Raw genomic sequence first — 11,726 nt, forward strand, 5'->3', positions numbered from 1 at the left:
GAGCCATGCGTGACCTTTATTCCAACATCGCGGCCATTCCGGCACTTCCCCCGGCGGTTCAGTCGGCGGCAGGCAACGGCGCGGCCATCGACACCCTGGGCGCGGGCCGCCTGGCCTTTGTGGTCAACACCGGTGCCGTCGCTGGGGCGGGCGACTTCGGCGTGAAGCTCCAGGAAAGCGACAACGGCTCGACGGGCTGGACGGATGTTGCCGCCGATCAGGTGGACAGCACCGCCCCCGCCACCCTGGCAGCCGATAGCGCCTATCGCCTGGGCTATCGCGGCTGGAAGCGCTACGTGCGCCTGGCGCTGACCAAGGGCGGCGGCACCAGCATCGCAGCGGGTGCCGTGGCGGTAATCGTGCCGCAGTCCCGACCGGCTGCCTGATGCCTGTCCGTGCGCCTCGCATCTGTTCTTGCGGCAAGGTGGTGCCTTCGGGTGCCATCTGCCCCTGTCAGGCGAAGCGCAAGGCCGAACGGGATGCCCGGCACGACCGCAAGCGCGGCAATAGCAGCCAGCGGGGCTACACGGGCACATGGGAGCGCCAGGCAAAGGCGTTCCTGGCCCGTCGCGAGAACCGACAGTGCAAGTGGCCGGGCTGCTCCGAGGCTGCCCGCCACGTCGATCACATCATTGCCCACAAAGGCGACCCGATCCTGCGCGATGACCCTGCGAACTGGCAGTGCCTCTGCGCCCATCACCACAACAGCGCCAAGCAGCGGCTGGAACGGCGCACCACTCGAAAGGTTCAGCAATGACCATTTACGCAACGAACGGCGCCCGGCTCTACATCGGCGGCGCCCTCGACACCAAGTCCGACCCCTTCGTGCAAGCAGATTTCGCCGGGCAATCGGCAGAGTGGGTTGAAATCGGCGAGACCGAGAACCTGGGATCGGTCGGTGATACCTCCTCCGAGATCACCTTCGACGGCATCAACACCCAGCGCACCCGGCGCCTGAAAGGCACCCGCAATGCCGGTTCGATGGATCTGGTTATGGGCATCGACTATGAAGACCCTGGCCAGCAGGCTCTGATCGCGGCGGAACAGACCCCGCACGATTATGCCTTCCGCATCGTCCTGAATGACGCCCCGGCTGGTGGCACCCCCTCCGAGCGCATGTTTGTCGCCAAGGTTGCCAGCGTGGCAGAGGCCTATGACACGGCCAACAGCGTGATGAAGCTGAACGCCTCGCTCTGGGTCAACAGCAACGTGGTCAAGATCGACGCTGCCTGATGCTGTATCCGACCGCTGGCAGCCGCTTGTTCATCGCTGACGTGCCGCTTTACGGCGGCATGCCGGATGATGGCTGGGTCGAGATCGGCGAAACCGAGGCCATCGGCTTTCTCGGTTCGGAGTGGGATGCTGCAACAGCAGACGTGGTGGGTGACGTTCCCAACGACTTCGGCCAGGAACTAACTGCAAAGGGCATCGAGCGGCGCCCGATCATGCCGATCATCATGGGCAACGATCCGACCGACCCGGGCCAGCTTGCTCTGTGGCGGGCCGCGCGAAGCCACGACAGCTATCCCTTCCGCCTCGTCCTGCCCGATGGGGTCACGGCCCGCACCTGGTCAGCACTGGTGATGCGGATCGGCGAGGTCTTCGACGCGGCCAACAGCGTCATCAAGTTGCAGGCAGACCTGAAACCCACGTCAGCAATCGAGCGAGGCTGAGCATGGCAATCGTCACCTATGAGGAACTGGCAGCACAGGTCGGGCTAACAAATGATGCCCCCGCCGAAGACAAGCTGTCCCTGCAACAGAAGGGCGATGCAGCGCAGGCCCATATCGAGCGCTGGCTTGGCTTCAAGATCGCAGACCGGTTCGGCGGCGATCTGTTTCCCCCGCTCCCTGACGACATCAAGGAAGCCGTGCTGCAACTGGCTGCATGGTGGTTCGCCAACCGCGAGGCCCTGGCTGACAGCGACAAACTGCTGCCCTTCGGCGTGCAGGACATCATCGACGCGCACCGCGACAGGAGTTTCTGATGGCGAATGATGGTGGTGTCAACGTCGGTGCAAAACCCGGCCACGCGGCGGCGTAAAACCAGGCCAGGTGGCGGTGGCCTGCGCCATGGCGCGCGCGCTTACCATAGAGCTGGCGCGTGCCATGGCGCATTGGCCCCTTACCTTTACCTGATCGTGGACATCTTCAGTCGCAAGATCGTCGCCTGGGAAGTTCATGAGCGCGAGAGCGCGGAGCTGGCGGCTGCCCTGATCCGGCAGGCGGTTCTGGCGGAAGGCTGCCTGACGCGTCCTCTCGTTCTTCATGCCGACAACGGAAGCCCCATGAAAGGCGCGACAATGAAGGTGACGATGGAAAAACTGGGCATCACGGCCTCCTACAGTCAGCCGCGTGTCAGCAACGATAACCCCTTTTCCGAGGCGCTGTTCCGAACCTGCAAATACCGCCCGAACTGGCAGACCAAGGGCTTTGCCAGCAAGACCGATGCCCAAGCTTGGGTGAAATCCTTCGCCAACTGGTATAACGGCGAGCACCTTTACAGTGCGATCCGCTTCGTCACGCCAGATGCGCGCCACACCGGGGGTGACCGTGCAACGCTCGCCAGCCGCACCATTCTCTATGCAAATGCACGGGCGCAACACCCGGAACGCTGGTCAGGCCAAACCCGCAACTGGCAACCCGCCGGATCCGTCTGGCTCAACCCTGAACGCGAAATCAGGGTCACTGAAATCAGAGACGCCGCATGAAATCGGCGGACAACTCCTTTGACAAACACCGGCCCAGACAACCCGCCGGATCCGTCTGGCTCAACCCTGAACGCGAAATCAGGGTCACTGAAATCAGAGACGCCGCATGAAATCGGCGGACAACTCCTTTGACAAACACCGGCCCATATTCATCGATTGACGGGAAAACTCCCGATCAGGTCTACTTCAACCAGCCGATGCCCAAAGCGGCAGCGGCATAACCAAGGTCAAAATCACCTAGAAAACGCCCGGAACCTGTTCAGACAAACCGAACCACCTCTGTTTGCGTGACAGTTGCTGAAGGAGGACATTCGACATTCTTGACGACCCCCCTGCTGGTTCCCTTGCTGACGTCATACCGGTCTGCTCGTGATCAACGACCTGCGCGACAACCAATCTCATATCCCGCACTCTTGTTGTGAACGAGGGATCGCCGGAGGCAGGTCACATCCTTTCGCCAGCAGTTGGACCCTATCGCTTGAACACCACCTGCATCTCGGGCCTTGCCTTGATATCTCCAACTGTCCTCCGCTTGCGCACGCGCCATCGGAAGCGCAGACTGACAGGGTCAAGGGCGGAGGCAGGGATGGGACATTCGGCATTTGCAATCGTCTTGCTGCTGGGCAGCGCCACCATGGGTCTGGCCCAGCAGGCCACCGATGACGTGGCGCCCGAGGCGGCGACCGGCAGCGTTGTCCTGGAGGATGGCTTTGGCATGCTGACGGGTGCGGCGCGTGCTGCCTTGTCGGCCAAGGCGGACGGCAAGCCCGTCACCGGACAAGACTGGATGATCAGCGCCGCCCATCCCCTGGCAGTCGAGGCAGGGGCCAAGGTTCTGGCCGCAGGCGGCAGCGCCGCGGATGCGGTGGTTGCCGTTCAGGTCGTGCTGGGCCTTGTGGAACCGCAAAGCTCGGGCCTGGGGGGCGGGGCTTTCCTGGTCTGGTATGATGCCGCAACAGGCGCACTGACAACGCTCGACGGACGGGAAACTGCGCCATTGGCCGCGACTCCGACGCTGTTTCTGGACAAGGCCGGCCAGCCAAGGGAATTCATGGATGCGGTGGTGGGGGGCCTTTCGGTGGGCACGCCCGGCACGCCGGCGCTGTTGGAAGCCGCGCATCGCAAATGGGGGCGGGCCAATTGGTCCAGTCTTTTCGATGACGCGATCCGGTTGGCGGAACAGGGCTTTACCGTTTCGCCACGCCTTGCGGGGCAGGTGGCGGGCGAAGGCGAGGCGTTGCAGGCCGATCCGGCAACGGCCGCCTATTTCTTTCCCGACAACCGGCCGGTCGCGGCTGGCGCAACGCTGACCAACCCGGCCTATGCCGAAACCCTGCGCAAGCTGGCGGGCCAGGGCGCCAGTGGATTCTATCAGGGCGAGGTCGCGGAAGGCATCGTTTCCGCCGTGCGGGGCGCGGACAATCCGGGCCTGTTGTCGATGGGGGATATGGCAGCCTATCGCGTGATCGAACGCCCGGCGGTCTGCGTGGAATACCGCGCCCATGATGTCTGCGGCATGGGACCGCCTTCGTCGGGCGGGCTGACGGTGGGGCAAATCCTGGGGATGCTGGGCGGCTATGACCTGGCGGCGCTTGGGGCGGACAGCCCGGAAAGCTGGCGACTGATCGGAGACGCCTCGCGTCTGGCATTCGCCGACCGGGGGCGCTTCATGGCGGACAGCGACCATGTGCCGATGCCGACCGAAGGGTTGATCGATCCCGCCTATCTGTCTGAACGGGCCAAGCTGCTGGCGGGCGACGACAGCCTGCCCGAGGTCAGCGCAGGCGCGCCCGGCTGGTCTCATGCAGCGTTGTGGGGCCAGGATATTTCGCTGGAACTGCCATCGACCACCCATATCTCGATCGTGGACAGCCATGGCAATGCCTTGTCGATGACCACGACGATCGAGAACGGCTTCGGCTCTCGAGTCATGGCACATGGATTTCTTCTGAACAACGAGCTGACCGATTTCAGCTTCGAGACCCATGATGCGGAGGGCTGGCCCATCGCCAATGCCCTGGCCCCGGGCAAGCGGCCCCGGTCGTCCATGGCGCCGACCATCGTGCTTGAGGACGGCAAGCCGGTGATGGTGATCGGCTCGCCCGGGGGCAGCCGGATCATCGGCTATGTCGCGCGCGCCATCATCGCGCACCTGGACTGGGGCATGGACATTCAGGCGGCGGTGGCCGCGCCCAATATCGTGAACCGCTTTGGTCCCATGGATATCGAAGGGGGATTGCCCGCCGCCCTGACCGAGGGCCTGTCAGCCATCGGGTTCGAACTGAACGAAACCGAACTGACTTCGGGCCTGCAAGGCATCGTGATCGGCCCGGACGGGCTGTCGGGCGGCGCCGATCCCAGGCGAGAGGGCATCGCACTGGGCGGCTGACATCGGACAGAGGCTCTCAGCCGTGCCGGGGCACCGCCGGCTGCAGGCCAAAGGTCTGGATCACCTGCGCCTCGAACTCCTTGTCGAAAAGGCTGCGGCGCAGGGGAACGAAATGTTCGGCCTCGGCCCCCACCATCACGGCGATGTCGCTGTTTTCGTCTTCGATGATGGCCTTGACAGCCTGGGCGATCGGTTCGGGCGCCGGACCTTCGTTGATGGCCTTGGCCACGATAGGGACGAAATGGGCAACCAGGTCGCGATAGGGCGACGCCTCGGCCGTGGTCGCGGCATTGGCGACCAGGCCCTTTCTGACGAAGTTGGTCCCGAATAGACCCGCCAGGATGGAATGGACGCGGATGCCAAAGGGTCCGGCCTCGTAGCGCAGCGAATCGGTGATCCCCTCGACCGCGTATTTGCTGGCATTGTAATGGGCCAGCAACGGCAAGCCCATGCGACCCAGGAAGGACGAGATGTTGATGATGACGCCGCCCCCTGCCTTGCGCATATGCGGCAGCACCTCTCGCGTAGTGCGGATCAAGCCAAAGACATTGACATCGAACTGCTGAATCATCTCCTCGTCCGTGCCATCCTCGATTGTGGCGAGAAGACCGAAACCGGCATTGTTGACCAGCACGTCGATTTGGCCCGCATCGGATATGACCTGCGCCACGGCGCTGCGGACCGAAGCGGTGTCGCGAACGTCCAACTGCACGGTCGTGACCTGAAGCCCGCGTTCCTGCGCCTGGGCCATCAGCTCGGCGTCATTGTCGCGAACGCCTGCAAAGACACGGTATCCGGCCCCGGCCAGCAGCAGGGCCGTGGCCATCCCCATGCCCGATCCCGCGCCGGTGATCAAAACTGTCCTGGTCATGATGTTGTCCTGTTGCCATCGCGGATCAGCCGCCGCGCCTCAAGGATGAAGGCACTGCCCGGAAGCCGTCAACAGACAGGGTGCCGCAGGCAGGCAGCAGGTCGTTCAGGGGCGGGGATGCAGTCCAAACTTGGCAGCAGGCATTTCGGATGTTCGTGTCGGATATGTGCCGGACAAGACTTCATGGCCCTGACTGGGCGGGAGGGATGAGGCCCGTTCGTCAGGCCAAAGCCCTGCTAGGTCGCAGAAAAGGGCGCGCGTGATGCGCGCCCCTTGGCCATGAAGACCGTTATTCGTCCATCCATTCGAAGGCCGGGGCATTCTCCAGGGCGGCACGGTCGGCGGTGAAGACGATGAAGTATTCGTTTTCCGAATCGCCATCGCGGATCACGCGCAGCTGGTCCATGGACACGGCCACGGACCTTTCGCCCAGGCCCAGGAAGCCGCCGATATCGACCAGCACGGCCTTGACCTGGCCGTCCTGGCTCAGCACGAGGTCGCTGATCTCGCCGATGTCGTTCCATTCCTGATCGACCTCGGTCACGGTCGCGTTCACGTCCACTTCGGTTTCCGAGGTGTAGAGACGCTTGCCGATAAAGGTTTCCGCCGACATATCGCCCGCCATCGCGGTATAGCCGAAGCCGGCATCCGTCATTGCACCATCGGCGGGCATGGTGGTCGCGGCAGGTGCCGTGGCCGCGTCGCCGGTCATCGGTGCCTCGGTGGTGGCAGGGGCGGCGGTTGTCGCGGGGGCGGTCGTCGTCGCGGTATCGGTCGCCGTCTGCGCCAGGGCAGGCGCGGCAAGCATTGCGACAAGGGCGGTGGAAGCAAGAAGCTTGGTCATGGTCGTTTCCTTCGGTCTGCGTAGGTCGTTCCGGCCATGGGCCGGCTATCCAACCAACAGGCGGAACGGGCAAGGGTTCCCACACGAGTTCGCCAGCAGGGGTGGGCGTGCCTTTTCAGGGGTCGTAAAACCGTGGTTTTCTTTGCGTTTGATCAACGACGCCAGGGCCGGGCCAGGGGATGTTGTCCGTCAAGATTTGAGGGTCGGATATGCTGGGCAAGGCACTTTCCAGATGGACATTGGCGTGGTTCGCATCGGCCCTGGCCTTTCTGCTGGCGGCCCTGGTACTGGCTGCCGGGGGCCTTGCGGGGCCGGGTCGTTGGTCGGGGGCAGGGGCCTTTGCCGTCGTGCATCTGTTCGCGATCGGCTGGCTGTCCCAGATGATGCTGGGATCGCTGATCCAGTTTGTTCCGGTCCTGACTGCCCGCGCGCTGATCCTGCCCCGGCTGGCATTGCCGGGGCTGATCATGTGCAGCCTGGGCGCCCTGGCCCTGGCCGCGGGCTTTCTGGCGCTCGAGGGCTGGCCCACAGGCATCCTGCTGATGGCCGGGCCGGTGCTGCTGGGGCTGGGTTTCGTGCTGACGGCTGCAATGCTGGGCGGGACGCTGATCGCCGCGCAGGCCTGGCGCACGCAGGACGGCGCCATGCTGTCCTTGGCGCTCTTGGCGCTGCCAGTGCTGTGGGGGACCGGGGCAGGCATGGCCTGGGCGTTCGAAGGGGCGACCTGGGGCGCCGCGTTGCTGCCTGACGGGTTGCCCTTGCACATCCTGCTGGGTGCAGGCTTCTGGCTGACGCTGGCGGCAATGGGGGTCAGCTATCGCCTGTTCCCGATGTTCCTGATCGCGCCGGACGGGGGCAGCCCCTTGCGCCGGGCGGCCCTGATTCTGGCGGGGATTGCGCTAGCCCTGTTGATGGCCGGACTTGGCACGCTGCTGGCAGGCGGAAATCCTTGGCCCCTGGCCTGGGCTTGCGCGCTTGCCTGCACGCTTGCCACGGCCCTGTATCTGGCCGAAATCCGCCGCATCTGGCGCAGCCGCCGCGCGCCCAGCCCCGAAGTCAACATGGCGTGGAGCCGCGTGGCCTTGGCCTTTCTGGCCCTGGCCGCCGCCCTGGCCATTCCCGCCCTGACCTTGGGCGGTCCCTGGGCCGAGGCCGCGGTGTTCCTGGCCCTGGTCGGGTGGCTTTCCACGCTGACGCTGGCGCAAATGGTCAAGATCACCAGTTTCCTGACTTGGATCCAGGTCTTCGCCCCCCTGATCGGGCGCGCGCCCGTGCCGATGGTCCATGACCTGACGGACGCACGCGCCGCCCGGCGCGCCTTGGCGCTGTGGGTCGGGGGCGTTGCGACCGGCACCCTTGCCCTGGCCGTGCAAAGCCCGGCGTTGTTCGAAACTGCGACCCTTGCGCTTTTGCTGGCGGCCCTGCTGCATGGGCGCGAACTGATCGCGATCCGCCGCCTGCGTCATCTTTCCGACAAGATGCGTCCCGCCAAGATGCCGCCGATGATCCTTCCCCAATCCGACCGGAGTTTCGACCATGACATCCCCCGCCCCGCATCAGCTTGACGTCCGCCCCTCGCTTGCGCAGGGCCAGGATCCCTTTGCCCTGATCATGCAGGCCGTGGACGGCTTGCAGCCGGGCCAGCCCCTGGTGCTGATCGCGCCGTTCCGTCCCGTGCCCTTGTTCAACGTGATGGCGAACCGCGGCTTTTCGGCGCGTGACCGGCAACTGCCCGATGGCGGCTGGCAGGTCGAGTTCACCCCCGTCGCGGGCGAGAGGGTCGAGGAAGGGCTTGCCCCCGGATCGGCCCCCGGTGCGGCGCTGTGGCCCGATCCGGCCCGCACGCTGGATTTGTCGGGGCTGATGCCCCCCGAACCGATGGTGCGGATTCTGGAAACCATCGACCGCATGGCCCCGGGCGAGGTGCTGTTCGCGACCCTGGACCGAGAGCCGATGTTCCTGTTCCCGGAACTGGCGATGCGCCATCACGAATGGGCGGGGAATTTCGCGGCCGACGGGGCCATCTATCGGCTGCTGGTGCGGCGCGGGATCTGAAGGGGATGATCATGGCCGACTTGCAGGATCGTGTCCGCGACAGGCTGCGGACCGTGCTGGACCCGGAAACCGGCCGCGATCTGCTGGCCATGGGCATGATCTATGGCATCCAGGTCGATGAGGGCGGCCATGTCGCGGTCCAGATGACGACGACCACGCGCGGCTGCCCCCTGGCGGATTTCCTGCGCCTGGGGGTGGAAGCGGCGCTGCAATCCTTGGACGGCGTCATGTCGGTTGATGTGCAACTGGTCTGGGAACCCGCCTGGTCCCCAGACCGGATGGAGCCGCTGTGACGCGGCCCTCCCCTCAGGCGCGGGCCGCCTGAACCCCGCCCGCCTGGCGGCGGCGGAACATCAGCATCCCATAATGTTCCGCCACGAATATCCCGAAGGCCAGGATCCACAGGATGCCCGCAGCCTCCATCAATCCTGCCGATCCCGTCAGGTCGGCCAGGGGCCGCGCCAGGGCCGCCGCGAACAGGCACAGATAGGACAGCGCCGTCACCCGCGAGGCCGTCAGCGCCCGTCCCGTATGGCCCCGCGTGGCCCGCGACATCACCGCCAGCATCATCGCCCCGATCACCCCCACGGTCAGCACGTGCAGCGCGGACACGGGCTGAACGATGCCCAGTCCCGCTGCCGAAACGGTCGCGAACCCCAGCGGCACAAAGGCATAGGCCAGGTGCAGCACCCATAGCAGCGGTTCCGGCCGGGTGGCCCATCCGCGCCAGCGGGCCAGCCGGGCGGCGTTCATCAGGCCCGCAACGGCGCAGGCCAGTGCGGACAGGGGCGCTTCGGGCGCCAATGTCCAGGCGGCAAGGGCCAGGGCCGATACCCCGATCGCTCCCATGTCGAAGCGGTTATACGGAACGGGCATCGTTCCCGCCCCCTGCCGGTTCAGCCAGTTGCGTGTAAAGCTGGGGATGATGCGCCCGCCGATGATCAGCACCAGCATGACATAGCCCGCCACCGCCGCGCGCAGCCATGCCGTCGGATCCCCCTCTAGCAGCACCGCGCCGTGAAAGCCCAGATTGCCCGCCATGATCGCCGCAACCCCGGCCAGCACCTTGAGGTCGTTCCATTTGCGCCCCGCGACGATCTCTCGCGCTGCAATGGCCAGCAGCAAGGGCAGGAAGGCGGCGTCGATCAGCGCAGCGACCCCCGTCCCGGTCAGTGCGGCCCCCGCCATTGCCGCCCGTCCTGCCGCCCAGACGGAAAACAGCCCGATCAGCGCGCGGCCCGATACCGGCAGGCTGCCGGTCCAGTTGGGGATGGCGGTCAGCAAGAACCCCGCCAGCACCGCCGGGGCGAAACCGAAGACCATTTCATGCGCGTGCCACTGGGCGGGACCGTAATCGCCGCCGAGCGGCAGCCCGTGGATCAGCGCCGCGATCCACAGCGCCATGGCCATCGCCGCCCAGACGGCGCCGCCCAGAAAGAAGGGCCGGAACCCGTATGACCACAGCGCGGCGCCGTCGGGCCGCAGGCCGCGGGGGATTCGGGGGCGTTTCGTGTCAGTCATGGCGCATTCCCTTTCATCGTCGTTTCCCCGACCGATAGACCGGAAAAGCACCCGCTCTTTGCGTTGACGCAAGCAAGGGGGCGAAAGGGGGCGACTTGGTTGTTCCAGCACAACGTTTCGCGCGGCCCTTCGTGGCATTGTTCACTCAACCGGAATGAACCGGAACCGTCCTTGTCATCGAGTGTGAAGGAAACCAGCCATGACCAACCTGTCCGTCAGCCGCCGCACGATCCTTGCAGGCGCAGCCATTGCCGGCGCGCTGAGCCAGGTGCGCGTCGCCGCAGCCGAAACCGCCAGTGCCGCCAAGGTGCTGACCCCCGCGACCGCCGTGGACGTGGACAGCCTGCCGCGCGTCAAGATCGACCTGGTCGATCCGCCCTTTGTCCACGCCCATGAACAGGTCGCGACCGGCGGCCCGAAAGTGGTCGAATTCACGATGAACATCATCGAGAAGAAGATCGCCCTTGACGACAACGGTGCGGAATACTGGGCATCCACCTTCAACGGCACCGTGCCCGGCCCGCTGATGGTGGTGCACGAAGGCGATTATGTCGAACTGACGCTGGTCAACCCGCCCGCGAACGAATTGATGCACAACATCGACTTTCACAGCGCGACCGGCGCGCTGGGCGGGGGTGCGCTGACCCAGGTGAACCCCGGCGAACGCTGCATCCTGCGCTTCAAGGCGACGAAGCCCGGCGTCTTCGTTTATCACTGCGCCCCTCCGGGGATGGTCGCCTGGCACGTCGTGTCCGGCATGAACGGCGCCATCATGGTGCTGCCGCGCGACGGGCTGAAGGACCGCGACGGCAAGCTGGTCAGCTATGACAAGGTCTACTATGTCGGCGAGCAGGACTTCTATGTGCCGCGCGACGAGGGGGGCAACTGGAAGACCTATGACAGCCCCGGCGAAAGCTACGAGGATGTCGTGGCTGTGATGAAGACCCTCACGCCGACCCATGTGGTCTTCAACGGCGGCGTGGGCGCCCTGACGGGCGACAACGCAATGACCGCGAATGTCGGGGAAACGGTGGCCTTTGTCCACAGCCAGGCCAATCGCGACACCCGGCCCCACCTGATCGGCGGGCATGGCGATTACGTCTGGGCCACGGGCAAGTTCAACAACCCCCCCGAAACCGGCCTGGAAACCTGGTTCATCCCGGGCGGGACTGCCGGCCTGATGATCTATACCTTCGAACAGCCCGGCGTTTACGCCTATGTGAACCATAACCTGATCGAGGCGTTCGAGCTTGGCGCCGCAGCCCATGTCGTCGTCAAGGGCGACTGGAACGACGACCTGATGAAGCTGGTCGAGGGCCCCGCCGCCGTCTGACCC

The 11,726-nt window shown here is 65.3% G+C and carries 14 protein-coding genes; 11 read left to right on the forward strand and 3 right to left on the reverse strand.

Going from position 1 to position 11,726, the window contains the following annotated elements:
- Positions 1–5: 5 nt before the first annotated feature.
- From Q5701_RS20110 to ggt, 7 genes are all read left to right on the forward strand, one after another.
- Positions 6–386 carry a hypothetical protein gene (locus tag Q5701_RS20110; RefSeq protein WP_306752721.1) on the forward strand — a complete coding sequence of 127 codons (381 nt, stop codon included), beginning with the start codon at positions 6–8 and terminating at the stop codon, positions 384–386.
- A gap of 41 nt (positions 387–427) precedes the next feature.
- A complete protein-coding gene (locus Q5701_RS20115; protein WP_306752722.1) occupies positions 428–757 on the forward strand; it encodes an HNH endonuclease signature motif containing protein in 330 nt (109 codons plus the stop codon).
- Complete coding sequence (locus Q5701_RS20120) at positions 754–1,233, forward strand: hypothetical protein (RefSeq protein ID WP_306752723.1); 480 nt, start codon at positions 754–756, stop codon at positions 1,231–1,233. The genes Q5701_RS20115 and Q5701_RS20120 overlap by 4 nt, the downstream gene beginning before the upstream one ends.
- The gene (locus tag Q5701_RS20125) at positions 1,233–1,673 is read left to right on the forward strand and encodes a hypothetical protein (RefSeq protein WP_306752724.1); all 441 of its coding nucleotides are present in this window, start codon (positions 1,233–1,235) and stop codon (positions 1,671–1,673) included. Before Q5701_RS20120 ends, Q5701_RS20125 begins: the two co-directional genes overlap by 1 nt.
- A gap of 2 nt (positions 1,674–1,675) precedes the next feature.
- Positions 1,676–1,987, forward strand: coding sequence for a head-tail connector protein (locus tag Q5701_RS20130; RefSeq protein ID WP_306752725.1), 312 nt, complete (start codon positions 1,676–1,678; stop codon positions 1,985–1,987).
- 6 nt (positions 1,988–1,993) lie between these two features.
- Complete coding sequence (locus tag Q5701_RS20135) at positions 1,994–2,710, forward strand: DDE-type integrase/transposase/recombinase (protein ID WP_373568575.1); 717 nt, start codon at positions 1,994–1,996, stop codon at positions 2,708–2,710.
- 586 nt (positions 2,711–3,296) lie between these two features.
- A complete protein-coding gene (gene ggt / locus Q5701_RS20140; protein WP_306752726.1) occupies positions 3,297–5,099 on the forward strand; it encodes a gamma-glutamyltransferase in 1,803 nt (600 codons plus the stop codon).
- 16 nt (positions 5,100–5,115) lie between these two features.
- Here ggt and Q5701_RS20145 read toward each other — a convergent pair whose 3' ends face one another.
- Together Q5701_RS20145 and Q5701_RS20150 are read right to left on the reverse strand one after the other, a co-directional pair.
- Positions 5,116–5,970: an SDR family oxidoreductase gene (locus Q5701_RS20145; protein ID WP_306752727.1), complete on the reverse strand. Its 855-nt coding sequence runs from the start codon at positions 5,968–5,970 to the stop codon at positions 5,116–5,118.
- Positions 5,971–6,259: 289 nt separating this feature from the next.
- Entirely contained in the window at positions 6,260–6,814 is a 555-nt protein-coding gene (locus Q5701_RS20150) for a PRC-barrel domain-containing protein (RefSeq protein WP_306752728.1), read from the reverse strand.
- Between the two features lie 209 nt (positions 6,815–7,023).
- Here Q5701_RS20150 and Q5701_RS20155 point away from each other — a divergent pair, with 209 nt between their 5' ends.
- From Q5701_RS20155 to Q5701_RS20165, 3 genes are read left to right on the forward strand one after another with little or no spacing between them, the layout of a single operon-like run.
- Positions 7,024–8,379, forward strand: a complete 1,356-nt coding sequence (locus Q5701_RS20155) for a hypothetical protein (RefSeq protein WP_306752729.1) — start codon at positions 7,024–7,026, stop codon at positions 8,377–8,379.
- Positions 8,351–8,869, forward strand: a complete 519-nt coding sequence (locus Q5701_RS20160) for a DUF2249 domain-containing protein (RefSeq protein ID WP_306752730.1) — start codon at positions 8,351–8,353, stop codon at positions 8,867–8,869. Before Q5701_RS20155 ends, Q5701_RS20160 begins: the two co-directional genes overlap by 29 nt.
- Positions 8,870–8,880: 11 nt before the next feature.
- Positions 8,881–9,162, forward strand: coding sequence for a metal-sulfur cluster assembly factor (locus Q5701_RS20165; protein WP_306752731.1), 282 nt, complete (start codon positions 8,881–8,883; stop codon positions 9,160–9,162).
- A 13-nt stretch (positions 9,163–9,175) separates the two neighbouring features.
- On the opposite strand, the gene Q5701_RS20170 is transcribed toward Q5701_RS20165, so the two are convergent.
- The gene (locus Q5701_RS20170; RefSeq protein ID WP_306752733.1) at positions 9,176–10,390 is read right to left on the reverse strand and encodes an NnrS family protein; all 1,215 of its coding nucleotides are present in this window, start codon (positions 10,388–10,390) and stop codon (positions 9,176–9,178) included.
- 199 nt (positions 10,391–10,589) lie between these two features.
- On the opposite strand from Q5701_RS20170, the gene nirK reads away from it, so the two are divergent.
- Positions 10,590–11,723 carry a copper-containing nitrite reductase gene (gene nirK, locus Q5701_RS20175; protein WP_306752734.1) on the forward strand — a complete coding sequence of 378 codons (1,134 nt, stop codon included), beginning with the start codon at positions 10,590–10,592 and terminating at the stop codon, positions 11,721–11,723.
- Positions 11,724–11,726: the final 3 nt, after the last annotated feature.

This window comes from Paracoccus actinidiae (assembly GCF_030863885.1).
Taxonomy (GTDB): domain Bacteria; phylum Pseudomonadota; class Alphaproteobacteria; order Rhodobacterales; family Rhodobacteraceae; genus Paracoccus; species Paracoccus everestensis.

Excerpts from the sequence above, each read along its gene's own strand:
- Q5701_RS20110 (WP_306752721.1), top strand. The coding sequence starts at position 6 with ATGCGTGACCTTTATTCCAACATCGCGGCCATTCCGGCACTTCCCCCG.
- Q5701_RS20120 (WP_306752723.1), top strand. The coding sequence starts at position 754 with ATGACCATTTACGCAACGAACGGCGCCCGGCTCTACATCGGCGGCGCC.
- Q5701_RS20125 (WP_306752724.1), top strand. The coding sequence starts at position 1,233 with ATGCTGTATCCGACCGCTGGCAGCCGCTTGTTCATCGCTGACGTGCCG.
- Q5701_RS20130 (WP_306752725.1), top strand. The coding sequence starts at position 1,676 with ATGGCAATCGTCACCTATGAGGAACTGGCAGCACAGGTCGGGCTAACA.
- Q5701_RS20135 (WP_373568575.1), top strand. The coding sequence starts at position 1,994 with ATGATGGTGGTGTCAACGTCGGTGCAAAACCCGGCCACGCGGCGGCGT.
- ggt (WP_306752726.1), top strand. The coding sequence starts at position 3,297 with ATGGGACATTCGGCATTTGCAATCGTCTTGCTGCTGGGCAGCGCCACC.
- Q5701_RS20145 (WP_306752727.1), bottom strand. The coding sequence starts at position 5,970 with ATGACCAGGACAGTTTTGATCACCGGCGCGGGATCGGGCATGGGGATG.
- Q5701_RS20150 (WP_306752728.1), bottom strand. The coding sequence starts at position 6,814 with ATGACCAAGCTTCTTGCTTCCACCGCCCTTGTCGCAATGCTTGCCGCG.
- Q5701_RS20155 (WP_306752729.1), top strand. The coding sequence starts at position 7,024 with ATGCTGGGCAAGGCACTTTCCAGATGGACATTGGCGTGGTTCGCATCG.
- Q5701_RS20160 (WP_306752730.1), top strand. The coding sequence starts at position 8,351 with ATGACATCCCCCGCCCCGCATCAGCTTGACGTCCGCCCCTCGCTTGCG.
- Q5701_RS20165 (WP_306752731.1), top strand. The coding sequence starts at position 8,881 with ATGGCCGACTTGCAGGATCGTGTCCGCGACAGGCTGCGGACCGTGCTG.
- Q5701_RS20170 (WP_306752733.1), bottom strand. The coding sequence starts at position 10,390 with ATGACTGACACGAAACGCCCCCGAATCCCCCGCGGCCTGCGGCCCGAC.
- nirK (WP_306752734.1), top strand. The coding sequence starts at position 10,590 with ATGACCAACCTGTCCGTCAGCCGCCGCACGATCCTTGCAGGCGCAGCC.